We start from the raw sequence: 25365 nt of genomic DNA, 5'->3' as shown, positions 1-25365 counted from the left end.
TCTTTGATCTGAAGAATTTTAAGAAGGCCACGTTCTACGGTGTAGGGCGTGGCTTTTTTGCTTTCTTGCGGGCCTTCCAGTTGGGGCTGCTGACTTTCCAGAGGATGAACGGAACGCTGAGCGTGAGGAACACACCGGGGATGATGATCGCAAGGTACGTGGTCGCGGGGAAATCTGGTTCATCGGGTGGGCGGAAGCCGATGAGGAAGGCGATGAGGGAAATGGAAAATCCGATGCTGCCGAGAACCCAGATGCCCCAGTTGCCAAACGGGACTTTGTAGGTGCGGGGAACGTTTGGGCGTTTGTAACGTAGGCGGATAGCGGTGCTGTAAAGCAGCAGGTACATGACAGAGTAGAGCAGGACTGCTGTTGACGTCAGATACAGGAACACTTCATTCGTTTTGACGTGAAGCAGGAATGCTGTTGCGATGAGGGTGGCGATAGTTGCTTGAACGATCATCAGTGGGACAGGCATGTCATAAGCATTTGAGCCATGCAGGAACTTTGGCAACATGCCATCACGCCCAGCAACGGCGAGGCTTTTGACTGGGCCAGCGATCCAGGTGCTGACTTGCCCTGCTGCTCCTACTGCGATGAACATCGCGGCGATGGGGAGGATATCCGGTACGCCGTAGTGATCCAGCAAAATTGTATAGGTTTGCAGCACGCCCAAGGTGTTCGATATCTCTTTGTCTGGGATGATCATCGCTATGGTCAGACCGCCTAGGAGAGAGATTGAAAAACCTATGAATGCGGCGATGAGGATCGCGATTGGGTAGGTGCGGCGGACGTTCTGGACCTCGGTTGCGTGGCCTGCAGAGACTTCCATTCCGATGAAGCCGAAGAGGAAGCTGAGGAAGAGGAACAAGGTTGAGGTCTGTGAGAGGGATGGGACCACATTGGCGGTGGTGAGGCTGACATCTATGACCGGCTGGGCTGGGCCTGAAACGTATAGCAGGCCGAGCGTGATCATGGTGAGTGATGGAAAGATGGTGCCTGCCAGCAAGCAATAGCTGGCGATGCGCTTGGTTATTCGGGTACCGCGGAAGTTGGCGAAGGTCGCCCCCCAGTAGATGATGATGACGCCAGTGAACATGAGCCATGGGTTTTCATCAAGAGGCCTGTCAAAGACGAAGGCGAGGGCTGCGGTGGTATAAGCGACTGTAGCGACCATGGCGAAGATGGCCTGAAACCATTGTAGGAAGATTGCCATAAAACCAAAGGGTGCTCCAAAGGCTTCTTGCACCCACGTGTAAACGCCGTGTTTGGGCCAACCTGTTGCTAGTTCAGCTGAAATTAGTGCGACCGGTAAGATGTAGCAGAGAATGACTGCGCTGTTGAAGAACAGGATCTTCATGCCGGTTTGTGCCATGAGAGGCATGTTCAGCATGGTCATGAAGAGGGCTGTGGTCATAAACACCAAGTGCCAAAGAGTGATGTGGTGCTTTGGCTGATTGCGTGGTGTTTTGCCCATTACCTTTGCCCTTCATTCTGAGAAGGGTGATGGACGTTTTTGCGATGAATGAACCAGATGGCCAATGGAATGAGCAGGGCGAGGATGACAGCTACAATCATCAGTCCCTCAAAGCTCTCCAGTGAGAAGGGTAGGGATGGCGGCGGAATGAAGCCAATGGCGAAGCAGCTGATGGCGGTCAGCATGCCAATGCCGCCCAGAAGCCAGATACCCCAGTTGCCCCCGGGGACTTTGTAGGGCCTCGGGATATGCGGATGAGTGTAGCGCAGGCGGATGGCTGCGATGAACATCAGCAAGTACATCATGGAGTACAAAAGCACTGCGGTTGATGTGAGCACGAGGAAGACGAGGTTGACGTTCTCGAACACCACAAAGCTCAGCGCGATCAAGGAGATGAGTGAGGCTTGCAGGATAAGCAAGGCTGTGGGCACGTTGTTCTTATTGGCTTGGGCGAAGCGAGAGGGCAACAGGCCCTTGCGACTGGCGGCCCACATGCCTTTGACCGGGCCTACAATCCAAGTGCTGACCTGACCGGCGGCGCCGATTGCAACCAGTAAAGCGATGAATGGGGTGAGGATAGCGAGACCGTAGGCATCCAGATAGGCGGAGAAGGCCTGTAGTGCTCCATTGATGTTGGAGATATTGCCTTTCTCAAGGATCAAGGAGACGGCTAGGCCACCTGCCAGAGTGATGACAAAACCTGCGATGGCTGCAGTGAAGATGGCACGGGGATAGTTCTTTTGCGGGTTCTCGACTTCGTTAGCGTGACAGGCCGAAACCTCTATGCCGACAAAGCCGAAGACGAAGCTCATGAAGAAAACGAGGCTGGTGGTATCGGATAAAGAAGGCACCCAGTTTGCGACGGTCGCCGAGGTATCAAGAGCGATGGTTTCACCTGAGAACAGGTAGTAGATGCCAAAGACGATCAATAGTGCGGAGGGGAAGAAGACGCCGAGAGAGACGGCGTATCCTGATATCTTTTCTGAGGTTTCCGTGCCTTTGAAGTTGATGAGCGTTGCGGCCCAGTAGAGGGCGAGCACCGAGAAGGTGATGTAGTAGCGGTTGGAGCCGAGCTCCGGATCAAAGGCATAGGTAAGCGTTGCGGTGGCGTAGGCAACTATAGATGTGACGCCGAAAATGGATTGGATCCATTGTAGGAAAACGGCGATGAAACCAATGGGTGTTCCGAAAGCTGCCTCGACCCAATGGAACACGCCGTTCTGTGGCCAACCTGTTGCAAGTTCGGCTGAAATCAGTGCTGTTGGTATGAGATAAGCGAAGACTGTGATGGCGTTGAGCAGGACCATCTGCATGCCGGTTTCTGCCATCATGGGCATGTTGCGCAGGGTCATAAACAGTGCTGTGGTGATCAGCACCAGAGGTATAAAGGCGATCTTATGTGGTGCGCTGGGCGATTTTTCCTGCTGCATGGGCCACCGGCATAGTCCTCGACACCCTGAACTTTAAAATGAGGGCCTGAAAAAAGACTGAGAGCGCAAGTGGTAAGCGGCTTGCTGGCATTAAGCTGCTGTTAGCTGTAGGCGCTGGGCTAGATGTCTTCCTTGCATATCGAGCGGTCAACTTCCATCAGCTCAACGGGTGCTCCGTGCACTTCGATGAACGCGACGGTCAGGCCTTCAATAGGAGAGTTGGGTTCAATGATAACCTTCTGGTCTTTTAAAGCCTCTTCCAGATTGTCGACTTCGAAGGCGACATGGGCGACGGTTTTGACGATTTCCGGATACGGGGCGTCTTCGTCATAACGCTGCCATTGGATGCCAAACGGATTGTTTTTGTGGTCGCTGACGGTCATGTGCAGGTGGGGTAGGGGAATCTCTTCCTCGAAGTAGCCCTTGGTCGGAATACCGATGTGATTGAATTTCATTGAACTTCTTTCAGTTTGGCTGCGTGGGACCATGTTTGAGACCAATGGCCCAAGGGTTGCAGATAGGTGAACAGGTCTTCACCTTCCTCTGTCAGTTCGTAACCGTTCTCTCCGTTTCTGACGATCCCGCATTCTCGTAGTTCTTTCAAGCGCGTATTAAGCACAGTGGGCGATACAGAGTCGCAGTTGGACTGAAGTGCGCGGAAGGTTTGAGGGCCGGTTGAGAGGTTCCAGATGATGCCAAGAGCCCATCTTCTGCCCAGCAAATCAAAAAGAACCATGATCGGCTTACCGGATTTTGATCCGCGAACCGGTTGTCCTGCCTTAGGTATTTTCACAGATTATGGGCTTTCTTTTTTGCTAGGTTTAATGTAGCGATGTGTTGCTACGCATATTGTAGCACGTTTGGAAAGTTTTACTATGGTTGTTTTCGCTGTGTCGTCTGCTCTGGCGGCATCATTGGGGTGGGCATGTGGTTCTATGTTGGCCCACCGACCGCTACAACGTGTTGGTGTTTTTGAATTTACTCGTATTCAGCTACTGACTTCAGGGGCCATCCTGTGTGTGCTGTGCTCTGTGTTGGGATACTGGCAAACTGTTGACTGGAGCCAATGGCCTGCCTTTGTGGTGAGTGTGGTAGTCAGCGTGATTATCGGCAATGTTGCTTTGTTGGAATGCCTGAAGAGAGCTGGGCCACGGCAAACAGAGTTATTGCTTTCACTTAAAACGCCGATTGTGGCTGTACTTGCCTTTGCGTTTTTGGGTGAAGAGCTGAGCTTTACAGAAATGATTGGCATCGCAATCGCTCTCTTCGGCATTTGCTTAGCTATTTTGTTTGGAAGTTCTGATCAGGAAGCAGAAGCCACGCGCCGCAGTGGGGGATTGGTGGCGATTGTTGTGCTGGCGCTCATCGCAGCTGCCTCGCAGGGGATCGGGATGTTGGTCCTCAAGCCACTACTTCTTTCCGGAACTGAGCCTTTGGCGGCGTCTGCGATACGCGTTACGGGGGCTGCGTTTATTGTGGCGCTGGTTGGGTTGATGCCTCTATCTGCGGTTCAGGCGACGACAGAGATGAGCTGGATGTTGCTGTTCCGCGTGGTGCTGCCTGGGTTCATTGGCTACGGCATATCGGTTTCGCTGCTGCTCTATGCCTACGCGCATTATGATGCGGCGATAGCCAGTGTGCTTGGATCGCTCTCACCTGTTTTCATTCTGCCATTGCTCTGGATGAACACAGGCAACATGCCCCGCCCACTGGCCTGGGGCGGAGCCGCGCTTTCCCTGCTCGGAACAGCGGTGATTTTGCTGTAACTACGGCGATGCCAGCAGCTCAAGCGCTGCCGGCATGTTTTATCAGAAACTGAGCTGCAGGTTATGCTTCTCGAAGAGACTATGGAAGTTCTTGACGAGACCGTTTGCCACTTCTGCGGCATTTTCCGAGGGTTCATTCGGGAAGAAGAAGGTGTTTGCTATCGCTTGCTTCTGCTCCAGAAATTCATCCTGAGAGATCAACTCCTCGTCTGGTGCGCTGATGGAATCCAGCAGAGGGGCGAACAACTGTACGAAAGGCCCTTTCAGCGTTGAAGAGATTTCTGAAGCTGTTGCATACGCCTCCGTCGGATGTTTTCCGGCTTGCTGAAGACGGTTGACGAGTTGCTCCTCGACGTTTCTGGAAATGAGTTCGATTGCCTCACTTACCGTCTGCGCGTTGTTCTTTAGTCTTCCAGAGGCAAATGCAGTGTTTAGCTGTTGCTGGACTTCCGGGTGCTCTTTGAAGATTTTTGTAAAGTGGCGTTCAGCGGCAAACTTATTGTCATCCCCTCCTAAACCCTCGGCATTCTGAGAGTGCTTTGCAGTGAATGCGGTCAGTAGTTCGGCATTGATTTCATCGGCAGTCAGATGCTCAACGAAGCCCTTGATGGTTTCATTAACACCTTGTGCAGCTTCGATTTGAGCCCTCAGTTCTGCCTTCCCTGCATTGATGACGCCACCCTGTTCCTCGAAGCTGTTTCCTTCTTTTATAGAGCGTACGATCTCTTTAGCAGCGAGAGTTGGCAGCCACTTTTGTGCAGCTCTGATTTCCTTTTCTGTTCCTTCCGGAACAAATGGAGCTATCTGATCACTGAACTCATCGGTTAGGGCTATCTCTTTCAAGGTTGAAGCGAGTACATCCTGAATGGCGCAGTTGGTGATTGCCTTTCTGACAATTCCTTCTATCTGGTCTGTAAAGTCATTTGTGCCTTCCGGCCCTGATGCCGTTTTGAACTCTCCATTCAGCACAGTCGTGATCAAGCCAAATGCGCCCTCGCTTACTTTTTCAGCGGGCAGCCCCAGCTCTGCAAAGACTTGCTCAAGTAAGGCCCCGCCTGCGCTTGCTGACTGAAGTGCCTCGATTGCACGCAGCTGGTTAGCCAGTGCTGCTTGCACCTGACCGTCCTTCAGGCTGCTGCGAATGGATTGATTGGAGTTGTCTGGTCTGGACTGCGTTTCCAGTTTGCCTTGCACGTTCTCCTGAAGGTTGGAGATTTGCTCAGGAGAAACCTGATCCCAATCGATCTGGATGCCCGCATTTGATGCGGTGGCTTTCAGATAGTCCCGGTCAGCCATTTGCTTGATATGACTTGCAATGCTGGCATCGGTTGCTGTCGCCAGTTGTTGGGCGATGTCTTTCGCGATCTCAGTTATGGATGTTTTTAGTTGTTCTGGATTTTCGCCAGCTTTTGCAAACTCACTGGACCCTTCCAGCAGTTTTGAGAGATCTGCTGCGACCTCTGCACCATGGGCCTTCGTGACACTTGCGAGGATATCTGTCTGCGCAGTTGTGTTGCGGGCTTCAGCTTTTTCTTCCTGCGTTCTGAGTGCAAACTCGACGGTGTCCAGAACCTGTGCTTTTGTCAGGCTGTGGGATCTGCTGCCTTCTTGTGTACATGCGTTGTAGGCAAACTGGGCGATCTCCTCTCCGAACTCGGCTTTTAAGGCTTCCTGAAAACGGGCTTGATCTGCTGATTTTTGGCTATCACCGGTGATATGGAGCTTTGCCCAAGAAAGTACTTTCCCGCCTACAGATGTGTGGGAAGTGCGCTCAGTAACTGCTTCGCTGGTGGTGTGTAGTTTGTCCAAGCCGTTGTGGTTTTGGGCGGCTTCTACAAAGCTGGAGAGTTGGATCACGCTCATATTCTTACTCCAGGATCTGAAAGATTATTGGTGTTGCACGGTGTTGCGTGATTTGGATTTTCCCAGTCCGGGGTAAGGCTTTCCGGGGTTTTAAGGCGTTCGTGCCAGGAGGCTGCCGTGCGGATGAACATGTCCAGCTTGTTGTGCAGGGCGAAGGATGATCTGTCAGAAATGGTCACCACCATGGACAGATTGATATGGCGCTCCTTGGGGCTGATGTTGAAGGCCATGGCATGGCTATCGGCAAACACGCAGTTGGCTTGCATCAAAGCTTGCAGCACTTGCGGGTTGTCGGTGTTTTGCTTGCTTATGACAGAGTTGAAGAGCAGGGTCTGGCTCTCATCCCGCCAGACGATGCTCATGGCGAGGTTCTGATCAAGGCCGAGAAAGATCTGGCCGTCTTCATTGAGAGAGAAATTGTCGAACCCAATTCTGTTGCCGAGTTCGATCAGCAGTGCGTTCACCAAATCCGTCATGCTTGTGCACCTCACCATAGGACGCATATTCCGTTGGTTCAGTACTAGCGAAGGTGAGATGAGGGCGCTGTCTTGTTTGGTACAGTTGGTTTGAGAACTTTCAGCCCTCGCAAATCCTGTTGGTCTGCGAGGGCTGATTACTTAGGAGCTTGCCACTGCAGTGGCAGGAGCAGCTGCTTTTTTGTGGGAGACCACGACGATGAATGTCAGCCCAAGCAGCAGGATCTCTGCCAGAGCGCTGCTGTACCAGATGCCTGCTTCACCCACTGCATAAGGCAGCACAAGGGTGAGGGGGATGGCGAACAAGTAGGTTTTGGCCAGCAGCAGAATGCCTGCACGGGCAGCATCACCAATGGCCTGAAAGAAGGTGCCGATCATCATCAGTGGGCCTGACAGGAAGAAGATCAGCGTGACGATTGGTGTGATGCGTGCAACCTCTGAGATTGTGGCTGCGTCATCGACAAAAATCGCGCCCAGTTGAGTGCTGAACAGGAAGTAGATTGCCTGCACAACAACGCAATAAACGAGTGAGATTATGAGTGCGATCTTCAGGGTTTGTGATGTTCTGTCATGTTTTTGAGCGCCGAAGTTGTTTCCTGAAATAGACTGCAGCGCCATGCTGATGCCAAGCAGTGGCAAGAAGGTGAAAGTCAACATTCTGGTGAGGATGCCGTAGGCGCCAGCGGTGGTTTCATAGCCACTTCCGGGCCAAAGCTGGATGGCGAACAACGTGACTGCCGCTGCCAGAGAAACACCTGTGTAACCAAGGCTTTGTGGAACGCCGAGAGCGATCAGAGACTTCCATTGGAAGCTGACTGGTCGCCAGTTCAGGAATGAAAACTCACCACGCTTTGAGGTGTAGTAAGTAACCATTGCGGCCAGAGAGATGAGCTGCGCAGTCAAAGTGCCATAAGCAGAGCCAGCCACGCCCCAACCGAACTGAACGACATAGAGCCAGTCAAAGAAGATATTGAGGAAGGCTGAGCTGAGCGTGATGGCGGTCATCAGCGGCAGCAGGCCTTCGCACCGTAATCTGTCGATGTTGATGGACAGAATGAAGCCGAGTGGAGAGCCCAGAATGAGGATGGCCATGTACTCATAGCCGATCTCGGCCAGCTCATGAGAACCGTTGGTCAGGAACAGAGCCAGCTGAAAGCCAGCTGCGAGAAAACTCAGGATAAGGAGTGAGCAGAAAATCAGAGCGAGACAGATGGAACTGTCGATGATCTTCTTTGCGATGCGGAAGTTGCTTGCCCCGAAGGCGCGGGCATAGATGCTTGCGAACCCGTTGGACACGAGAGTGAACAGCGAAACAAGGATCATGAAGAGTGGGAACATGAGTGTGACGCCAGTGAGCGCCTGCGTGCCTACATATGTGCCCAGAAAGTACGCATCAACGACGGTGTGCAAGCCGTTCACCATCATGACGATGCTGATTGGCAGAGCTGTTTTTGCGAAGAGAATAGGTATGGAACCGGATAAGAAAATGTTGTCCGGTTGAGAAGAAGAAACTTCAGACATCGAAACTGCTTTCAGTTCAAAATGCGGGAAAGTGCTGGTGCTCGCGTTGCCAGTAAACCGCTGAAAACATGCGGTTTGTTCAAGAAAAGTGGAGCTTCACCAGAGCGGGATTGCTTGCGAGCGGCGGGTGCCCTAACCACGTCGAGATCATAGGTGGAGTGGTTTTTGACCGCAAGTGGATGAGCTGAATTGAGCAAGATTTGTAAACTGCTATATGACAGACCGATTTTGCGTGTTGTTGCGGTTGACGGGAGTGCTGCAAGCGACCTACTTCTCATGCAGTAATTTCTGCTGAGAGGTCTTTCCATGGCAAAAGCAATTCACATGATGGTTCGTGTTCTGGATGAAGAACGGTCGCTTGCGTTTTACCGCAAGGCGTTTGGTCTGGAGGTTGCGGAGAGACTGGACTTTGACAGCTTCACGCTGGTTTATCTGCGCAATGCGGAGAACGACTTTGAGGTTGAGCTGACAGTCAACAAAGATCGCAGTGAGCCATACTCACTGGGTGATGGTTACGGTCACATTGCGTTCTGCGTGGATAATCTGGATTATGAGCACAAGCGCTTTCAGGCGGAAGGACTTGCTCCGGAAGACATCAAGGAGTTCTTCGTGGAAGGCAAGCTGCTGGCGCGGTTCTTCTTTGTGACTGATCCGGATGGATATCGCATCGAGGTGCTGGAGCGGCACGGGCGTTACCAGTAACCGCTCTTTGTGATTAGTACTCGATTGCTTTTTCAGCGAGCGTTGGAGGGGAGCTTCTTGCAAGCTCTTCTCTGGTGTAGCTCTTGAAGGTGTGGGTGAAGCCTTCCCGTAACTTGTACTGAGGCTGCCAATCGAAGTTCTCCAGATATCTGGTGACGTCGAGCGCGCAGTCGTAGTCGCGGAACGGGAAATACTCGCGGGCCGGGATGCCCGGGGCCATGTCTTTGCCGTAGATGATTTCCGGCTCAACCTCCACAATATCGCAGAGCATCCGCACCCATTTCTCGATTGTCAGGATATGCGGATCGGCCAGATTGACCGCTTCGGTCGGCATGGCGTGCATTGCCAGCAGATACAGGATGAAGCTGGCGAGATCTTCCTCGTGCAGAAACTGTAGTTTGGTCTGGCCATCACCCGGTAGAATGATTGGGCGCTCTGTCAGTGCACGAGCCCAGACGAACTGCTCGCGGTCGATGTCGTTGTTTGGCCCATACAGATAAGGCGGACGGATGGCGACAGCGGGGGTATGTTCCTGATTGAGCAGGAAGTGATCGGCCTCAGATTTGTCTCTGCCGTAGGCACCCCAAACAGAGGCGCCGCCAATTGAGTCTTTCTCACTTGGCAGGTGACCTTTGGTTTCCTTGTAGACCGCGGCGCTGGAGAGGTGGATCCACTTTTTGGCATGAATGCCGAAAGTGTTGAAGGCGATTTCTGACTGCTCACGGGTGTAAGCGCTTGTATCAATTACAGCTTCGTATCTGCCCGCCACTTGTTTCATGGCAAATGGATCGTTCCTGTCAGCGATAAGCTGCTGTGTTCCGGGGACAGGGCGAGACCCTCTGTTGAGCAGGGTTACATTATAGCCCTTCGAAATTAGGGCCGGGATGAGCGATGCACCCACAAAGCCCGATCCACCTATGACTAACAAGTTATGCATATTTTGCAGTGCCTTAGAACTGTCTACGCTCAGTTGCCGAAGAGTATCATGGTGGGATTAAAGAAACCTGTCTAAGGCACTATTGTTGAGGACCCATCCATTTTCGTTGAAATATTGAACCTTGCAATAGCAGGGGTGAGGCGGCACAAATGGTCAACTTCAATTTGCAGAAAACGGGATATTGACCCATGGCATCCAACAAGCTCCTGCTTCTTCCTGGTGATGGAATTGGTCCGGAAATTATGGAAGAGGTGAAAAAGGTTATCGCCTGGCTCAACGAGCAGGGCGAAGATACTTACGAGTATGACGAAGGCCTTGTTGGTGGCAGCGCGTACGATGCGCACGGCGTTTCCATCTCTGAAGACGATATGGCGAAAGCACAGGCTGCTGATGCTGTGATCTTCGGTGCTGTTGGTGGCCCTAAGTGGGACGATGTTCCTTATGAGGTTCGCCCGGAAGCTGGCCTGCTGCGTCTGCGTAAGGACCTTGGCCTGTTTGCTAACCTGCGCCCTGCAATCTGCTACCCTGCGCTGGCTGATGCGTCTTCTCTGAAGCCGGAAGTGATTGAAGGTCTGGACATCCTGATCGTTCGCGAGCTGACTGGTGGTGTGTACTTCGGTGAGCCGAAAGAGATCATCGATCTGGACAACGGTCAGAAGCGCGGTATCGATACGCAGGTTTATGACAGCTACGAAATCGAGCGTATTGCTGGCGTTGCGTTTGACCTTGCGCGCACCCGTGACAACAAAGTTTGCTCCATGGAAAAGCGCAATGTGATGAAGTCCGGCGTGCTTTGGAACGAAGTTGTAACTGCAACGCACAAAGCGAATTACGCTGATGTTGAGCTGGACCACATGCTGGCAGATGCTGGTGGCATGCAGCTGGTTCGCTGGCCAAAACAGTTCGACGTGATCGTCACTGACAACCTGTTTGGTGATATGCTTTCCGACGTTGCAGCGATGCTTACCGGTTCTCTGGGCATGCTGCCATCTGCGTCTCTTGGCGCGCCTGATGACGCAACCGGCAAGCGTAAGGCGCTTTATGAGCCAGTGCATGGTTCTGCGCCAGACATCGCAGGCACCGGTGCTGCTAACCCAATTGCAATGATTGCAAGCTTTGCAATGGCGCTGCGCTACTCCTTCCAGAAAATTGCTGAGGCAGACATGCTTGAAAAAGCGATCTCCAACGCACTGGATAAAGGCTTGCGCACCAAAGACATCGCGAAAGAAGGTGAAGCAACCATCACCACCGCACAGATGGGTGATGCCATTGTTGCTGAGCTGACTGCTCTGGCAGGTGTTTCAGCTTAAGCGATTGCCAAAATTTTAGAATTTTGAAGCAGGGCTTCCGTTGGTTCGGAAGCCCTGTTTTTTATTGCATAGGTGGCAGCAGGGGCTGTGTTGGTTTCGGGCTCGGCAGGTTCACAAACTGCAGTTGGCCGCTGGTGACATCAAAGTCATCGAAGCTGACACCGTGGAGCGTCGTGTTCTCGTAGGTTTTGATGTAGTAGATCTTGTTTTCGATGTCTGCGATGGCGGACCATTGGGTGTAATCGTTTGCTTCCTGTTCCTGCTCTGTAGGGGAGATGGCAGGCCTTACGAACCCTTTTGGAATATCGAAGTTGTTCAGCACGTGCTCCATTGTCACCAGCCGGTTCTTGTTCAGCTCCGAGGCGTCAATGGTGGAGATCAGCCCGAGAGCCCGAATGAAACGGGAAGGAGGAGTTGGATCACCGGGAATGCCGAGCAAGCCTGATCCCTGACCAAATGGCTCCAGTTCCTGCCCCATAATGGTGGTGGTGCCGATGTTGAAAGGTGAGAGGAACAGATAATTGCGGATGTTCTGAGTATGCCATTCGAAATCAGGCGAGTTGGTGAGCACGGTGTAGGGATTGTCGTAGACTTTGATTTCGCCATCAACTGGCTCAATGACGATAGAGAAGCCGGCAGCATCATGCAGCGTGTAATGCAGAGGCGGGATCTCATCCATGTTTGCATAATAGGTGCCGACCAGAGAAACCTTATCCAGATTGATCTTGATTTCTTCGACAGTTTTGAAGGTTGAGAGCATCCAGACGAGGAAGTCTACCTGATTGATTTCCTTGGCTCTCTCTTCTTCGCTTCGTGACGGATTTTTGTAACCAGCAAAGCCGGGGAAGTAGAGGGCGCCACCTGAAAGCCCATACTCGTTCATGCCGTCGACCATGGCGGGGCTATCGAAGATACTGGCGCCGATGACCGCTATCTTGCCTGTCCAGCTGAACCCTATCTCATCGTTGATTTTGGATTGGAACTTGTAACCGCGTGGGATCAGCCCAATTTTAGTGGGGATCTGTTTGCCGAACTCCATGGTGCGACCGTACATGCGGATGTTGTCGACGGTGGAAAGGACAAAGCTTGTGCAGGCGTTGGCTGCAACAGGCTGAAAGACAAAGGCAAACAGGACTAGTGTGATCTTGAACAAGGCGAACGGTTTGCTGGCAATGCGCTTGAGCATGGGGCCTCCGGAGCGGTTCTTTTGCCCGCAATTGTGGGCGAAGAGCGCAAAGGTTCCGTTAGATGGGCCTGCCGTTTTAAGATTGGTTTTTTGGAAGTTTGGCCACCCGATGTTAATCACGGGAGTTAGCTGTGCCACGCGGTTGCGCTGAAAACAGCACTGCGGCATAAGCGTGGACCAAGAATTTTATGAGAAGCATTGCTGGAAGGCAGAGCATGGATGAACGTATAAGACCCTTTCTCGGTACCTGGATTTTGGATCCGGATGTCTCAAACTATGAGCAGGGTGCTGTGCCGTGGGGCGGTAGCCTGACGATCGCCGAGAAGGATGGTGAGATCGGCTTCTTTATGAAAACCGTTGAGGGTGAAGGAGAGACCGTGGAAGCGAACTTCTCTGGTATTCCGGATGGTGAAGACCGCCCGATGCCAGAAAATCCGTTTGCTGATACGCTTTCTCTTTCTCTGAACACAGATGGTGATCTGGTCTCTGAAGCCAAACGCGGTGGCCTGACCATTATGGTTGCCAAGCGTGAGCTGAACGAAGATGGCTCGCAGCTGACTGTTTATCAAACTGTACACCTGCTGGATGCAGGTTCGTTTACTAACGAAGCGGTTTACGTAAGAGCGCACTAGGCGGTTTAAACCTGCCTTAGCTTCTCTTTGCTGGACTTGGTTGCATCAAATAAGAACAAGACTGGATGCAACCATGTTCAAGTGGAAGAGCTTTGCCGGAGCCTGTGCAATACTGGCGGTTTGGGGGGCGTCGAACGCCAACTCATTGGTGTTTGATGGCATTCCTTACATGGACAACCGCAGCACTCCCCAAGCGGTTATTGAGAGCTACTACAATGCCATCAATCGCAAAGATTATGTGCAAGCGTATAGCTATTTCAATACTCCACCCAAGAATTTCGATGAGTGGAAAGACGGTTTTCGAACAACTGAGTCTGTTCAGCTTCGTTATGGATCCACTCGGCCAGACCCGGGCATGAGCCAGATATACTGGGCGCTTCCGGTGGCGATTGAAACGCACCTTTCCGATGGCACTTCTCAGGTTTATGCAGGTTGTTATGTCTTACATATGGTGGTGCCGGGCACTATTACCGATCCGCCTTACTCTCCCATCGCGATTAACAAGGGTGAGTTGAAGCCAACGGATAAGCCTTTAAGTCAGGCCTTGCCCGACAAATGTGATGAATAGCCGTTTTAGTTCTTCGCCTTAGCTTGCAGAGAAGGCCTCGGAATAAGCAACAGCGCCTGTTGGAGTCTCTCCTTCAAAGGTGTGCTGCATGAAGTATTCTGCTGGCACGCCGGGGAAGGTGAGGCTTTCTGACTGCTGGAAGCCAAAGCGGCTGTAGTATTTCGGCTCTCCAAGCAAAACGATGCCTTTTGCGCCACGCTGCCTGATTTGCTGCATGCCTTCCATAATGAGAGCAGCACCAAAGCCTTTGCCTTGATGTTTCGGCACAATGGCCACTGGGCCAAGGCCGTACCAGCCCTTATCCTCACCATCGATTGTTATTGGAGAGAAAGCGATGTGGCCTACCATGCCGCCTGCCTGTCCCGCGATGAGTGACAAGCTCAGCTCCCCGTTCTCGCGCAGCTGGTCGACAATCAGGTGTTCGGTTGGTTTTGCGCCGGGTTCATGGTGTGGATGGTTCTCAAAAGCTGCGTAAACAAGATCGCGGATGATTTCGATGTCAGATGGTAGCTCTGCGCGGATGATCATGGGTGTTGTCCGATGTTTTTAGTTCGGCCTTTATGCCGCAAAGACTGGGGCGTTGTCTAACTTGTTCCGTTAGAGATACCCAAACATGCGACCGCATATTAGGACGCCGAGCCAGCTGAACAGGGAGATAAAGCCAGCGGACTTGAAACGAGGGATGGTTCCGCGGGAATCCACTTGTGCCAGATAGCGCCAGGGCTTGTTGAAGCGCAGGAGCAGTGCGTTCAGCAGGGCGAGAGTGAAAAAGCCTGACTTGGCCCAAAAGATGGGCGCATTGACGTAGACCTGAGCTTTGACTGAGAGCAGGAAGATGCCGGTTGCGATGGCGATCAGGCCTCCCAGAAGTGCAATGCGGGTGAGAGGGCGTGCCAGATCATACAGCGGGATCGAGCGCCACATGCCCATCATGCGCAGGTCCAGCGGCACAAGGGAGCCGAACAACATGGCCAGACCAACGATGTGGCCTGTGTTGATTGCCGGATAGACCCACCATGCATACTTGAAGACCTCTGGCAGCTGAGAGCGCTCGAGATCGACAGCAAGTGCTTGCAATTGAGAAAGTAGATCCATCATTATTCCGTTGTGATTTTGACTGCTTCTCTCAGACTGAGTGCAGAAGCGGTGCCATGCAAGAATTGATTGGTGCTCTTTTTCAGGTGCCCACGGTTTTATCATTTTGAGGTTGTTTATGGCTGACTTTGTGCATGTGGAGTGGGGACGCAATGCGAGCAGCGAAGGCTTTGCTGCGACTGTGATCGTTGACTGCCTGAGCTTTTCGACGGCGACTGCTGTTGCTTGTGGCAGAGGTGCTTTGGTGGTGCACGTTGCAGATCGGGAAGAGGGGAAGAAACTCGCTACTGAGGTCGGTGGTGTTTGTGCTCGTAAGCGGTGGGAAGGTGGGTTTTCGCTGTCACCTCCAACACTGATGGGGCTTTCTGCCGATGCGGTGTTGGTGCTGCCCAGTCCTAACGGGGCGACGCTCTCTACTTTGCCAAGAGAAGGGCGGGTATTTGCTGGCGCTCTGCGAAATGCGTCAGCGGTTGCTGCTTATCTTGCTGAGATTCCCGGAAAAGTTCTGCTGCTTGCTGCGGGAGAAAAATGGCCTGATGGAAGCCTGCGTCCAGCATTCGAAGACCAGATCGCCTGCGGTGCGATTGCTCATTTTCTGGAGTGTTCTTTGTCGTCCGAAGCATCGCTTGCTCAAGCGGGCTATCTCTCCTGCGCAGATGCTTTGCAGAGCGCGCTGGAAGGCTGTGTCAGCGGCCAGGAGCTAACGCATCGTGGCTATGCGGCTGATGTTGAGTGGGCAGCGCAACTGAATGCGGAGCGCTGTGTGCCAGAGTTGCGGCAAGTTCAGTGCAGCGGGCAACTTGTGAATGCGTTTGGGGATGTGAGCTAGAGGCATCCGGAGATGCCTCCACTCTGTATTGAGCTTAGATTACTGCCCGAAGTTGATGGTGCCCACGAGCTCCATGCCATCAGATTTGATATGCTGTGAGGATACGTCTGAGAGCTGGATGAGCAGGTTATCGCGACGCTGCAGAGAGAATTTCATCTGACGTACATTGCCATACGCGGTGCCGTTTACGAAGACACCTGATCCGATGAATGAAATCTGTTCACGCGTGTCGTTCTGGAGATCGATCGTGATCTCGGCGCCGTCGCTGTAGAGTTTGGAGCCGGTCAGCTCGTTATCAAGCTCTTTGGTGAATACGTCGTAGGTGTCACCCTTAGCGATCAGCACCAGCTTTTCTTTTGGTGTTTCCTGATCATAGCCAATCAGAACACCATATGGCTGCTGGATCTTGGTTTCTGTGACGTTGCTCTGCCAGGAGCCGATATGAACTGGCACGCTTGCGCTGAAGGAGATTTTGCGATCAATACTGCCGGAATCGCGCGCGCAGCCTTTGAATTCAACGTTCTGGAAGTAACGATTTAGAGATGGCTCAACCTTGCCGCGGATTTTGTCGCAATCTTCCTGAGAGAAAGTACCTGTGCCAACGAGCTGGATTGGGGCGTAGATTGGTTTGTCTGCGGTGTCTTCAGTCAGATCACTCGCATACAGGGAGACCTGTGTTTCATAGTTACACGCGGTTACGGTCAGTCCAATAAACAGGGCTGATAAAATCTTGGTGTATTTCATTGTTTACTCTGCGCCGCTCGTTAAAGTTTAGGTATGCTCATGAATTCGCAGTTCAGGAGCAAGCTATCTTGAAGATTAAATTGCGTTTAAAATACTATTAGTTGCTCGATATGACGTGTGCAAGTCATAGTTGCTGCGACCTTTGAGACAGCTCAGGAGTGAGCCTGCGATACAGGGTGCTCACTTTTGAGATTATGTCAGCCTTATTTCGGTGATTATTAAGTGTTTCGGTGAAAACTGACCGAAATCCGTGGTTTCCTGGTGTGGCGAAGTGACAGAAGTTTGTCCTCTCCAAATTGCCCAAGATATGCCTGTTGACAAATGAGGTTGATATAGGCAATTTCTGCGCGACCAATTTTAGGGGCAGAGTTTAGCAGCATGATGTTTGCGATGACCAACATGAAGACGACCATGAAACGTGCGATGACCGCGCGCATGGCTTCTGTTGCGCTCAAAACTGCTACCACAAAAACCACCACTAAAACGACAAAGACCACCGCCTGACGGTGCCTCTCTTTCCCGCGCTCTCCCCGGGACGGAGGGCGCTAGAGGGCCAGACCGGGGGTGGAACGCTCCTCGGCGGCTCAGCGGGGGAGACGAAAGAGGACAGAACCAATGGGTTATAAGGTTGCGATTGCAGGTGCTACCGGCAATGTGGGCGCAGAAATGCTGGATATTCTGGCTGAGCGTGGTTTCCCTGCTGATGAAGTGATCGCGCTGGCGTCACGTCGCTCTCAGGGCAAAGAGATTTCCTTCGGCGATAAAACCCTGAAAGTTCAGGCGATGGAGAACTTCGACTTCTCTTCCGTCGATATCTGCCTGATGTCTGCTGGTGGTTCTATCGCAAAAGAGTGGGCGCCAAAGATTGCTGCGAAGGGCTGCGTTGTCATCGATAACTCTTCTGCATGGCGTTACGATGCGGATGTGCCGCTGATCGTGCCTGAAGTGAATGCTGACGATATCGTTGACTTCAAAAAGAAGAACATCATCGCGAACCCGAACTGCTCCACTGCACAGCTGGTTGTTGCGCTGAAGCCGATCCACGAAAAGGCTGGCATCAAGCGCCTCGTCGTATCCACTTACCAGTCCGTTTCTGGTGGCGGTAAAGAAGCGATGGACGAGCTGTTCAATCAGACCCGCGCCGTGTTCGTGAATGATCCGATTGAGCCGCAGAAGTTCACCAAGCGCATTGCGTTTAACGTGATCCCGCACATCGACGAGTTCATGGAAGACGGTTACACCAAGGAAGAGTGGAAAGTTCTGGCTGAGACCAAGAAGATGCTCGACCCGACCATCAAGGTCACCTGTACCGCTGTTCGTGTGCCTGTATTTGTTGGTCACTCCGAGTCCGTTAACATGGAACTGGAAAACCCGCTCTCTCCTGAAGAAGCACAGGATCTGCTGCGTGAAGCGCCAGGCATTCTGGTTGTCGACAAGCGTGAAGACGGTGGCTACGTCACTCCTTACGAGTGTGCTGGTGAAGATGCGACTTACGTTTCCCGTATCCGTGAAGACGCGACCGTTGAGAACGGCCTGAACATGTGGGTTGTTTCCGATAACCTGCGTAAAGGTGCTGCGCTGAACACCGTGCAGATCGCTGAGGTTCTGGTGAACCGCGGCCTGATCAAGCCAAAAGCAGAAGCAGCTGCTTAAGCTGAAAAGCATGATATGAGATTACGAAGGGCACCTTTTCGGGTGCCCTTTTTCGTTAGAAGTTGCCGAACGTGATGTTGGTGAGATAGCCGTCCCAGAAGGGCATGAGTTTGCCTTTGGCAGCACGGGCAATGGTGAATTTGTGCGGGATCATCATGCCTGAGACTTCCTTATATTCTGAGCGATAAACGTGCTCGCCCGAGCCATGATAGGAGGTTGTAAGATCTCCATCTTCCTCTGCATCAAACTGCTCCAGACTTCCATCTTCTCTAAAGGTGGCGACCAGTGAGGCTGAGTATCCGCTCATGGCAACTGTTGCTCTGGCTCTGCTGTTGTCGATGGCTTCCCATGTGACTGGTCCGCCAGGCAAGAGGGCGGTTGGATAGAGTGGGCTTTCCAGTAACCAGCGGCGCAGAGATGTGGTGTTGAGTTCTGGGGTTTCCTCTTCATCGACCACTGTAAGTGTGGAGAGGATTTTGGCCTTCATTTCCATTTTGGCATTTGCGTAGGCATCGTAAGCCCTTGCCCAAACTCCAGGTATGATGGGTGTTGTTGCTGAAAATGCCAGCGCAGGCGTGTTGGCTGCAGCGACTTGCTCTGCTGTGGTTGGGGCAAAGCTCTCCATTTGAGGGCGCCGGAACTGCCCCTCCATCTTCATTGAGACGTGAGAGATGTTTGCGGGGCCATTGGGGAACGTGAACTGAAAGTATCGCTGGACCACCTTAGGCAGTTCAGAAAATGCCGCTTCATCCCAGATTGGGGCCTGAACCTTTTGGGCCAGTGAAATTACGTTTTTCCGATGTGCTTTGATATCGGCTTCAGTGCGCCATGTGGAGTAAGCGATGACCGTGGTCGCGAGAGCGGTGACTGACAGTGAGAGGACAAATGTAATTTTGAGTAAGCGCATAAGGATCTCCGTGAAAATATAAAAGCGTAATTATGTGTACGGATTGATTGTAACCGTATTCTTGTGTACGGTTTGTGTCAACCGGGAGATTTGACGTGCGTGATGAGAAGAAGACTGCAAGGCAAAAACAGATTGCTGAAGCGGCCTATGACGTGTTGGCGGAGAAGGGCTATGCGGGGGCATCCATGCTTAGCATTGCGAAGAAAGCCAAGGCTTCCAACGAAACTCTGTATCGGTGGTACGGAAATAAGCAGGGGCTGTTTCGCGATTTAGTTGCTCAGAATGCAGAGCTCGTTGCCGAGCAGCTGGAAGAGGAGCTGGCCAAAGCGGAGCATTCGCTGCAAGTGCTTGAGGTTGTTGGCGAGCGGCTGCTTGCTATGTTGCTCAGTCCACGTGCTGTGGCACTCAATCGGGCGGCGGCAGCAGATGCTGAAGTTTCTGGTGAGTTGGGGCAAGCTCTGGCTGAAGCAGGGCGAGATCGTGTCTTTCCGTTATTGGTGCAACTTCTGGAGAAGCTGAAGGCTGAAGACTATCTGGCCTTCGACCATGTGGGGGAAGCTGCTGAGCTGTATGTGGCTTTGCTTGTTGGCGATATGCAAATTCGCAGAGTGACAGGCGTTCTTGCTGAACCCTCAGCAGAGGATGTTCAGCGGAGATCTCGTAGAGCTGCGGAGCGGTTTATCGGGATTTATGCCGGGAAGGTGCGTTGAATTGCCCAAAACTTATCCCCCTCGTGCATTTCTCCCGTAGTCTGAACATATGCCTACGTAACGGGCTGGCTGGGGGACCGTCCCTCAGTCTGGTGTGGGCTGGTCGGGGCTACTGCGGAAGGTAACGTAGTTCGCAGCAGGTCCGTGGAGGTTCCCCTTTCACCAACAGTGTTGAGGGATAGCGGATGTCCGGCCAGATCAGAGGGCGCCAGCACTGAGACCTGAGGCTTTCCAACAGCCTTAAGTCTTCCAAGTGTCTTCTGGACCCTGGCCTTAGCCTCCTACAAAAACGCCCGGGCAAGGCGACACGCCAATGCTGAAGAAATTTATTTACTCATACTGCGCAGGCATTGCCTGCCGCCTTGCCCCTCCCGATTATCGGGAAACCCAGCTTTAACACTGCATGGAAAACCCTGCGGTGCCACTGGTGTTTGTGGGGATACTTTACCCAATGGCTATGCTAGGGTTTTGCCGAATTGAGGGGGTATTATGCAGACACTTGAAATTAGAGCTGCGCGATTTGATGAGTTGCCGGAAGTTGCGCGTATGTACAGGTATTCGCGGGACCGGTGTCTTTCATTTTTGCCCAGATTGCATACACCAGAAGAAGATCTCTGGTTCTTCCAGAATATTGTTTTTAAGAGCAATGAACTGACAATAGTCATGGGAGATGAGCAAATCATAGGTATGATGGCCATCAAAGATGACTGGATAGAACAGCTTTATCTGGATCCGCGGCATCTGCGGAAGGGCATTGGTACAAAGCTCTTAGGCCAAGCAAAAGCTCAATCTTCCGGGACTCTTAAGCTGATGTGCTTTGTTGAGAATGTGGATGCGAGAGCATTTTACGAAGCGCATGGCTTTAAGGAAGTGAAGCGGACAAGCGGTTCAGAGAATGAAGAAGGAGCGCCGGATATTTTGTATGAATGGCAGGCCTGACCTGTCATCGGCAATATCCGATGCAGTGCGGTGGTTGCAGACGAGCGCAAGATGATACCCCTAAAATTGCAGGGGGCATATACGGTGATTTCCGTCTAGTGCAGCCCAACTCTGAGTGGCATTGTTCGAAGTAGATGTAAGCCAGAGCACTTCGCGTTCATGAGGATTTACGTGTCATGCTCTTAGCTTTTTTGCCACGCGTATTCCTGATGGAAGGCCAGAGGTGCTTTTGGGGGATACGCTCTAGGACAATGTGTTGGGAGGCACACGCGAATGCTGAACACTGCAAGTTATGCCAATTACAAGATCACTCATACGGATGAGACCTTCACTGATTGGCTGGTGAAATCTGCAGGACCTGCGTGGAACAGAGCAATCAATCATCCGTTCACGAGTGCGGTTGGTAATGACACAGTAAGCAAGGACGTGTTCCTCCGTTACTTGCTTGAGGACTATCACTACATTCAGGATCTGGCATCTGCTCTTGGCTTCCTGATTGCCAAAGCGCCATCTATGGCTTCAAAAGCGCGCCTTTCTGAGTTTGCGCATCAGCTGACATCCAATGAGCTCTCGTACTTCCAGCGGACATTTAAAGAGCTGGGTGTTGAACCTGAGACTTATGAAAATGCCAAGCCGAACACAGTGACCCGTGCGATTGGTGCGACGCTGCTCTCAACGGCTGGCAAAGGCCACTACGTGGACGGTATGGCCACGCTTCTTGCTTCTGAGTGGATCTATCGTGAATGGGGACACCGGGAAGCTTCCAAGCCACGTCCTGAGCGCTTCTATCTTGCGGAGTGGGTTGAGTTTCTTGCCACCGATGAGTTTGGTGAGTTCATTGAATGGATCAAACGGGAAGTAAACTCAATTGGCGAAGAGGAGCGTGTGAAACGCCAGAGTGAAATCTCTGAGAGCTTTACTCATATGTGTGAGTTGGAGGCCGAATTCTTCGATATGGTGAGCTGATAAGCTGTTTGCCGTCTGGTTCCAAAATGCTCTCTGTTTTGCAGGGAGCATTTTTTTTCAGGCTGTGAGTCAGTAGTTATACGTTTCGCCTAAAATCTTGGGGCAAGTGCACGTTTTGCCTGTAACATCTCCGTGATCTTGCTGGGAAATTGCAGAAATTAACAAGATGTTCTCAAATCAGATTTTGTCACCTGCAGCCTTGAAGGAAGTATTTTTTATGCATATCGGCTTTACTGGTATTGTGTTCTAATAATTTCTGTCATTGGTAGTTTATTTGATTTAATTGAGCTTCCAGCTTGGCTAATTGTAGAAAATTTTCCTCATTCTGGTAGAACGTGCTCAACAAAAAATACGAATAAGGAATAGATATGTTCTCTCGTTCTACTGTTGCTGCTCTTGCCCTTCTCGTGGCTGTTCCTGCTCAGGCTGAAACAATCCGTGTGGGCATGTCTGGTGGATATTTCCCATTCACTTTTGTCAAGCAGGACGTTCTGCAGGGCTTTGAAGTTGATGTTGCTCGCGCAATTGCAGAGCAGACTGGTGACGACGTTGAATTCGTAACCATGAGCTTCTCTGGCCTGATCGGTGCTCTGGAAGCTGGCCGCATTGACACCATTGCAAACCAGATCACCATTACTTCTGAGCGTGAAGCCAAGTTCACCTTCTCTCAGCCATATGTTTATGATGGTGCGCAGGTTGTTGTGAAAGCTGGCAACGAGGAAATCAACGGCGTTGAAGACCTTAAAGGCAAAAGCGTTGCTGTAAACCTCGGCTCCAACTTTGAAGAGCTGCTTCGCGGTCTGCCATTTGCTGACGAAATCGACATCCGCACCTACGAAAGCAACCTGGCTCAGGACACTGCTCTTGGTCGCGTTGACGCGTTCATTCACGACCGCATCAGTGCAACTCAGGTGATTAAAGAAACTCCGCTGCCGCTGGCTCTGGCTGGTGCACCATTCTCTGAAATTCGTAACGCAATGCCGTTCCGTACCGATGAAGATGGTAAAGCTTTGGCTGCTAAGGTTGACGGTGCGATCACCGAGCTGAAGGCTTCTGGTAAGCTTGCTGAGATTTCCGACAAGTGGTTTGGCGCGGACATCACAAAAGCTGACTAAAGCTCTCTGTTTTTTTACTGGTAAAGCAGTTCGCTTCTGAATTATTCAGGTGGACTGCTTTTACTTTTGATCTGGTTCACTTTCGGGCGTTTATTCTCATCACCTGAAAGTGTGCTTCAATAATAAGAACAAACCATGCGTGCCTTAGATCTGGATTATATGCTCGGCCTTTTGCCGATCCTCTTAAAGTACCTACCCCTAACCTTGGGTATGGCAAGTGTGTCCATGATTTTGGCGCTCATACTTGCATCGCTGTTTGCGATTATCCGTGTGGTCCGCTTTCCTGTTCTGGATGCGGCCACTCGGCTCTTTATCAGTTTCTTTCGTGGAACACCGCTGCTGGTGCAGCTGTTTCTGTTCTACTACGGCCTGCCGCAGCTGGTTTCCTTCCTCACCGCGATTGATGGGGTGACTGCTGCGATTGTTGGCCTGACACTGCACTTTTCTGCCTACATGGCAGAGAGTATTCGTGCAGCTATTCTGGGTGTGGACCGCAGCCAGTGGGAAGCGGCGAAGTCTATCGGTATGTCTACTGGCCAGATGATGCGTCGTATCATTCTGCCTCAGGCTGCCCGTGTTGCTGCGCCGACCCTGATCAACTACTTCATTGACCTCATCAAGAGCACCAGTCTTGCCTTTACGCTTGGTGTGACCGAACTGATGGGGGCTGCACAAAAAGAAGCTGCTGGCAGCTTCCTGTACTTCGAGACCTTTATTGTGGTTGCAGTGATTTACTGGGTTGTTGTTGAGAGCCTTGCTTTCGTTCAGTCCAAAATTGAAAATCGACTATCAAAGGCTGTTTCAAGATGATCCAGATCCGCGGGCTCACAAAAATCTATAATGGTGTTCCTGTGTTGAACGGGATCGACCTTGATATCAAAAAAGGCGAGCGCATTGCGATTATTGGTCCATCCGGGACCGGTAAGTCCACGCTGCTCCGCTGCATCAACTTTCTTGAGACGCCAGAGCAGGGTGAGTACATCCTTGATGGTGAGAGCATTGATGTTCAAAAAGCCAATGCTGCGCAGATCAAAGAGATGCGTTTAAGAACAGCGTTTGTGTTCCAGAACTATGCTCTATTTGCCAACAAGACGGCGCGTGAGAACATTGCAGAAGGCCTGATCACCGTTCGTGGTGAAGCCAAAGAGACTGCGTTTGAGCGTGCCAATGAGATCCTGCAGAACATTGGTCTGGCTGATAAGGCGGATGCTTATCCGGCTTCGCTTTCTGGTGGTCAGCAGCAGCGTGTGGGTATTGGCCGTGCGATGGCCAGTAACTCTGAGCTGATGCTGGTAGATGAGCCGACTTCTGCACTGGATCCTGAATGGGTGGATGAGGTGCTGCAGCTGCTGACGCGGGTTGCGCAGGCTCACCAGACCATGCTGATCGTGACACACGAGATGGCGTTTGCAAAAGAGATTGCAGATCGCGTTCTGTTTATGGAAGGCGGGCGTATTGTTGAGCAAGGGCCGCCTGAAAAGATCTTCACCAGCCCAGATGACCCAAGAACCCGCAGCTTCCTGCGCAAGGTTCTTTAAGGAATTTTTAGAGCGGTACCATCTGACGGTGGTACCGCTTTTCTTTTATCGGCCTGACAGGGTGTTGTTGACCTGAAGGAGTTCAGCGTTACCACCGCAGAGCAGCACGCCAATGCGCTCGCCTTCTGCTGGTTTATAAACGCCGGAGATCAAAGCTGCGAGGGCAGTTGCGCCCCCCGGTTCAACAACGAGCTGCATCTCTCTCCAGAGGCGGCGTTGCGCTGCCAGGATGGCGTCGTCTTCAACCAGAATGGATTCTGCGATGTGGCTCTGCGCAACTTCAAACGGGAAGGTGCCGCACCGTTTCGCGCCAAGAGCGTTTGCTGCGATGCTGTCGAGTTCGACGTCCACTGGTTCGCCAGCTTCGAGCGCTGCATGCATGGAGCAGGAGCCATAAGGTTCGACGGCGACGATCTTAGTTGGGCTGTTGGCGTAGTAGCTTGCAACACCTGCTGCAAGGCCGCCGCCACCGACAGCCACGAGGATGGTGTCGAGATCCGGGCTTTGCTCAGCCCATTCCAGTGCGACAGTTCCCTGGCCGTTGATGGTGTCAACAGCGTCGTACGGATGAATGTCGATTGCGCCGGTTTGCTGCTGGTATTCTGAGCACAGGGCTGCTGCATCTGCGTATGCTGCGCCTTCAACGTGAACGTCCGCACCGAAGCTGCGGATTTTGTCGATCTTGGCCGGATTGGAGATCTCAGGCACGAAGATCTTGGCTTTCAATCCAAGAGCGTGGGCGGCACACGCAACGGCGGCGCCATGGTTGCCACCGGATGCTGCGGCGATGCCAGCCTCTGGGATTGTGTTGTTTAGTAATGAGTTGAATGCTCCACGTGCTTTGAAAGAGCCTGAGTGTTGCAGATGCTCGAGCTTCAAAGAGATGGAGTATTTCAGGCCGAAGGTACCATTACCGCTTACAATAGATGGCGTTTTGCGGATGTACTTCTGAATTCGTTTGTGAGCGACTTCAATAGCTTGCTTGGATATCTGCACGGTAATGG

Annotated in this window: 28 protein-coding genes; 13 read left to right on the top strand and 15 right to left on the bottom strand. The window is 52.1% G+C overall.

Annotated features, from left to right (window positions below; all coding sequences use genetic code 11):
* Positions 1 to 34 precede the first annotated feature (34 nt).
* The 4 genes from AC3CB2_RS21850 to AC3CB2_RS21835 all read right to left on the bottom strand — a co-directional run bounded on the left by AC3CB2_RS21850 (position 35) and on the right by AC3CB2_RS21835 (position 3697).
* Positions 35 to 1474 (bottom strand): APC family permease, encoded by a 1440-nt coding sequence (locus tag AC3CB2_RS21850; RefSeq protein WP_008551367.1) that lies wholly within the window; start codon positions 1472 to 1474, stop codon positions 35 to 37.
* Complete coding sequence (locus tag AC3CB2_RS21845; protein WP_352936382.1) at positions 1474 to 2904, bottom strand: amino acid permease; 1431 nt, start codon at positions 2902 to 2904, stop codon at positions 1474 to 1476. The genes AC3CB2_RS21850 and AC3CB2_RS21845 overlap by 1 nt, the downstream gene beginning before the upstream one ends.
* 119 nt (positions 2905 to 3023) lie before the next feature.
* Positions 3024 to 3359 (bottom strand): hypothetical protein, encoded by a 336-nt coding sequence (locus tag AC3CB2_RS21840; protein ID WP_008551293.1) that lies wholly within the window; start codon positions 3357 to 3359, stop codon positions 3024 to 3026.
* Positions 3356 to 3697 (bottom strand): winged helix-turn-helix transcriptional regulator, encoded by a 342-nt coding sequence (locus AC3CB2_RS21835; protein ID WP_352936380.1) that lies wholly within the window; start codon positions 3695 to 3697, stop codon positions 3356 to 3358. Before AC3CB2_RS21835 ends, AC3CB2_RS21840 begins: the two co-directional genes overlap by 4 nt.
* Before the next feature lie 82 nt (positions 3698 to 3779).
* Between AC3CB2_RS21835 and AC3CB2_RS21830 the strand changes: the two genes are divergently transcribed.
* The gene (locus tag AC3CB2_RS21830; RefSeq protein ID WP_054785619.1) at positions 3780 to 4670 is read left to right on the top strand and encodes a DMT family transporter; all 891 of its coding nucleotides are present in this window, start codon (positions 3780 to 3782) and stop codon (positions 4668 to 4670) included.
* Positions 4671 to 4712: 42 nt separating this feature from the next.
* Here AC3CB2_RS21830 and AC3CB2_RS21825 read toward each other — a convergent pair whose 3' ends face one another.
* The 3 genes from AC3CB2_RS21825 to AC3CB2_RS21815 all read right to left on the bottom strand — a co-directional run bounded on the left by AC3CB2_RS21825 (position 4713) and on the right by AC3CB2_RS21815 (position 8530).
* Positions 4713 to 6533, bottom strand: a complete 1821-nt coding sequence (locus AC3CB2_RS21825; protein WP_352936378.1) for a hypothetical protein — start codon at positions 6531 to 6533, stop codon at positions 4713 to 4715.
* The gene (locus AC3CB2_RS21820; protein ID WP_352936376.1) at positions 6530 to 7009 is read right to left on the bottom strand and encodes a type III secretion system chaperone; all 480 of its coding nucleotides are present in this window, start codon (positions 7007 to 7009) and stop codon (positions 6530 to 6532) included. The genes AC3CB2_RS21825 and AC3CB2_RS21820 overlap by 4 nt, the downstream gene beginning before the upstream one ends.
* Positions 7010 to 7150: 141 nt before the next feature.
* Entirely contained in the window at positions 7151 to 8530 is a 1380-nt protein-coding gene (locus tag AC3CB2_RS21815; protein ID WP_352936374.1) for an MATE family efflux transporter, read from the bottom strand.
* A 306-nt stretch (positions 8531 to 8836) separates the two neighbouring features.
* On the opposite strand from AC3CB2_RS21815, the gene AC3CB2_RS21810 reads away from it, so the two are divergent.
* A complete protein-coding gene (locus AC3CB2_RS21810; protein ID WP_352936372.1) occupies positions 8837 to 9232 on the top strand; it encodes a VOC family protein in 396 nt (131 codons plus the stop codon).
* 13 nt (positions 9233 to 9245) lie between these two features.
* Here the strand turns inward: AC3CB2_RS21810 and AC3CB2_RS21805 are convergent, their stop codons facing one another.
* A complete protein-coding gene (locus AC3CB2_RS21805) occupies positions 9246 to 10169 on the bottom strand; it encodes an NAD-dependent epimerase/dehydratase family protein (RefSeq protein WP_083417412.1) in 924 nt (307 codons plus the stop codon).
* 188 nt (positions 10170 to 10357) lie between these two features.
* On the opposite strand from AC3CB2_RS21805, the gene leuB reads away from it, so the two are divergent.
* Positions 10358 to 11479, top strand: a complete 1122-nt coding sequence (gene leuB / locus AC3CB2_RS21800) for a 3-isopropylmalate dehydrogenase (RefSeq protein WP_352936370.1) — start codon at positions 10358 to 10360, stop codon at positions 11477 to 11479.
* A 61-nt stretch (positions 11480 to 11540) separates the two neighbouring features.
* Here the strand turns inward: leuB and AC3CB2_RS21795 are convergent, their stop codons facing one another.
* Positions 11541 to 12665 carry a linear amide C-N hydrolase gene (locus tag AC3CB2_RS21795; RefSeq protein WP_352936368.1) on the bottom strand — a complete coding sequence of 375 codons (1125 nt, stop codon included), beginning with the start codon at positions 12663 to 12665 and terminating at the stop codon, positions 11541 to 11543.
* Positions 12666 to 12880: 215 nt separating this feature from the next.
* Here AC3CB2_RS21795 and AC3CB2_RS21790 point away from each other — a divergent pair, with 215 nt between their 5' ends.
* Positions 12881 to 13297 (top strand): hypothetical protein, encoded by a 417-nt coding sequence (locus AC3CB2_RS21790; RefSeq protein ID WP_008551732.1) that lies wholly within the window; start codon positions 12881 to 12883, stop codon positions 13295 to 13297.
* Positions 13298 to 13370: 73 nt separating this feature from the next.
* Positions 13371 to 13865 (top strand): hypothetical protein, encoded by a 495-nt coding sequence (locus AC3CB2_RS21785; protein ID WP_352936366.1) that lies wholly within the window; start codon positions 13371 to 13373, stop codon positions 13863 to 13865.
* An 18-nt stretch (positions 13866 to 13883) separates the two neighbouring features.
* Here the strand turns inward: AC3CB2_RS21785 and AC3CB2_RS21780 are convergent, their stop codons facing one another.
* The gene (locus AC3CB2_RS21780) at positions 13884 to 14393 is read right to left on the bottom strand and encodes a GNAT family N-acetyltransferase (RefSeq protein ID WP_352936364.1); all 510 of its coding nucleotides are present in this window, start codon (positions 14391 to 14393) and stop codon (positions 13884 to 13886) included.
* Between the two features lie 69 nt (positions 14394 to 14462).
* Positions 14463 to 14963: a hypothetical protein gene (locus tag AC3CB2_RS21775; protein ID WP_352936362.1), complete on the bottom strand. Its 501-nt coding sequence runs from the start codon at positions 14961 to 14963 to the stop codon at positions 14463 to 14465.
* A gap of 115 nt (positions 14964 to 15078) precedes the next feature.
* On the opposite strand from AC3CB2_RS21775, the gene AC3CB2_RS21770 reads away from it, so the two are divergent.
* Positions 15079 to 15789 (top strand): 2-phosphosulfolactate phosphatase, encoded by a 711-nt coding sequence (locus tag AC3CB2_RS21770; RefSeq protein WP_352936360.1) that lies wholly within the window; start codon positions 15079 to 15081, stop codon positions 15787 to 15789.
* A gap of 39 nt (positions 15790 to 15828) precedes the next feature.
* Here AC3CB2_RS21770 and AC3CB2_RS21765 read toward each other — a convergent pair whose 3' ends face one another.
* Together AC3CB2_RS21765 and AC3CB2_RS21760 are read right to left on the bottom strand one after the other, a co-directional pair.
* The gene (locus AC3CB2_RS21765; protein ID WP_014287115.1) at positions 15829 to 16533 is read right to left on the bottom strand and encodes a DUF7424 family protein; all 705 of its coding nucleotides are present in this window, start codon (positions 16531 to 16533) and stop codon (positions 15829 to 15831) included.
* 218 nt (positions 16534 to 16751) lie between these two features.
* The gene (locus tag AC3CB2_RS21760; protein WP_352936358.1) at positions 16752 to 17030 is read right to left on the bottom strand and encodes a hypothetical protein; all 279 of its coding nucleotides are present in this window, start codon (positions 17028 to 17030) and stop codon (positions 16752 to 16754) included.
* Between the two features lie 118 nt (positions 17031 to 17148).
* Here AC3CB2_RS21760 and AC3CB2_RS21755 point away from each other — a divergent pair, with 118 nt between their 5' ends.
* Positions 17149 to 18186, top strand: coding sequence for an aspartate-semialdehyde dehydrogenase (locus AC3CB2_RS21755; protein WP_014287113.1), 1038 nt, complete (start codon positions 17149 to 17151; stop codon positions 18184 to 18186).
* A gap of 55 nt (positions 18187 to 18241) precedes the next feature.
* Here AC3CB2_RS21755 and AC3CB2_RS21750 read toward each other — a convergent pair whose 3' ends face one another.
* Entirely contained in the window at positions 18242 to 19093 is an 852-nt protein-coding gene (locus tag AC3CB2_RS21750; protein WP_352936356.1) for a DUF6920 family protein, read from the bottom strand.
* 95 nt (positions 19094 to 19188) lie between these two features.
* On the opposite strand from AC3CB2_RS21750, the gene AC3CB2_RS21745 reads away from it, so the two are divergent.
* The 6 genes from AC3CB2_RS21745 (at position 19189) to AC3CB2_RS21720 (ending at position 24361) form a co-directional block, all read left to right on the top strand.
* The gene (locus AC3CB2_RS21745) at positions 19189 to 19803 is read left to right on the top strand and encodes a TetR/AcrR family transcriptional regulator (RefSeq protein WP_083417409.1); all 615 of its coding nucleotides are present in this window, start codon (positions 19189 to 19191) and stop codon (positions 19801 to 19803) included.
* A gap of 489 nt (positions 19804 to 20292) precedes the next feature.
* On the top strand, positions 20293 to 20742 hold the full coding sequence (locus AC3CB2_RS21740; RefSeq protein ID WP_352936354.1) for a GNAT family N-acetyltransferase: 450 nt from the start codon (positions 20293 to 20295) through the stop codon (positions 20740 to 20742).
* A 273-nt stretch (positions 20743 to 21015) separates the two neighbouring features.
* A complete protein-coding gene (locus AC3CB2_RS21735; RefSeq protein WP_352936352.1) occupies positions 21016 to 21708 on the top strand; it encodes a TenA family protein in 693 nt (230 codons plus the stop codon).
* A gap of 368 nt (positions 21709 to 22076) precedes the next feature.
* Positions 22077 to 22823: an amino acid ABC transporter substrate-binding protein gene (locus tag AC3CB2_RS21730; RefSeq protein ID WP_352936350.1), complete on the top strand. Its 747-nt coding sequence runs from the start codon at positions 22077 to 22079 to the stop codon at positions 22821 to 22823.
* 135 nt (positions 22824 to 22958) lie between these two features.
* A complete protein-coding gene (locus tag AC3CB2_RS21725; protein ID WP_037037709.1) occupies positions 22959 to 23633 on the top strand; it encodes an amino acid ABC transporter permease in 675 nt (224 codons plus the stop codon).
* Entirely contained in the window at positions 23630 to 24361 is a 732-nt protein-coding gene (locus AC3CB2_RS21720; RefSeq protein WP_014287110.1) for an amino acid ABC transporter ATP-binding protein, read from the top strand. Before AC3CB2_RS21725 ends, AC3CB2_RS21720 begins: the two co-directional genes overlap by 4 nt.
* Positions 24362 to 24406: 45 nt before the next feature.
* On the opposite strand, the gene AC3CB2_RS21715 is transcribed toward AC3CB2_RS21720, so the two are convergent.
* Complete coding sequence (locus tag AC3CB2_RS21715) at positions 24407 to 25357, bottom strand: threonine/serine dehydratase (protein WP_352936348.1); 951 nt, start codon at positions 25355 to 25357, stop codon at positions 24407 to 24409.
* Positions 25358 to 25365: the final 8 nt, after the last annotated feature.

This window comes from Pseudovibrio sp. SCP20 (assembly GCF_057774105.1).
This window is presented reverse-complemented; position numbering and strand designations above follow the sequence as displayed.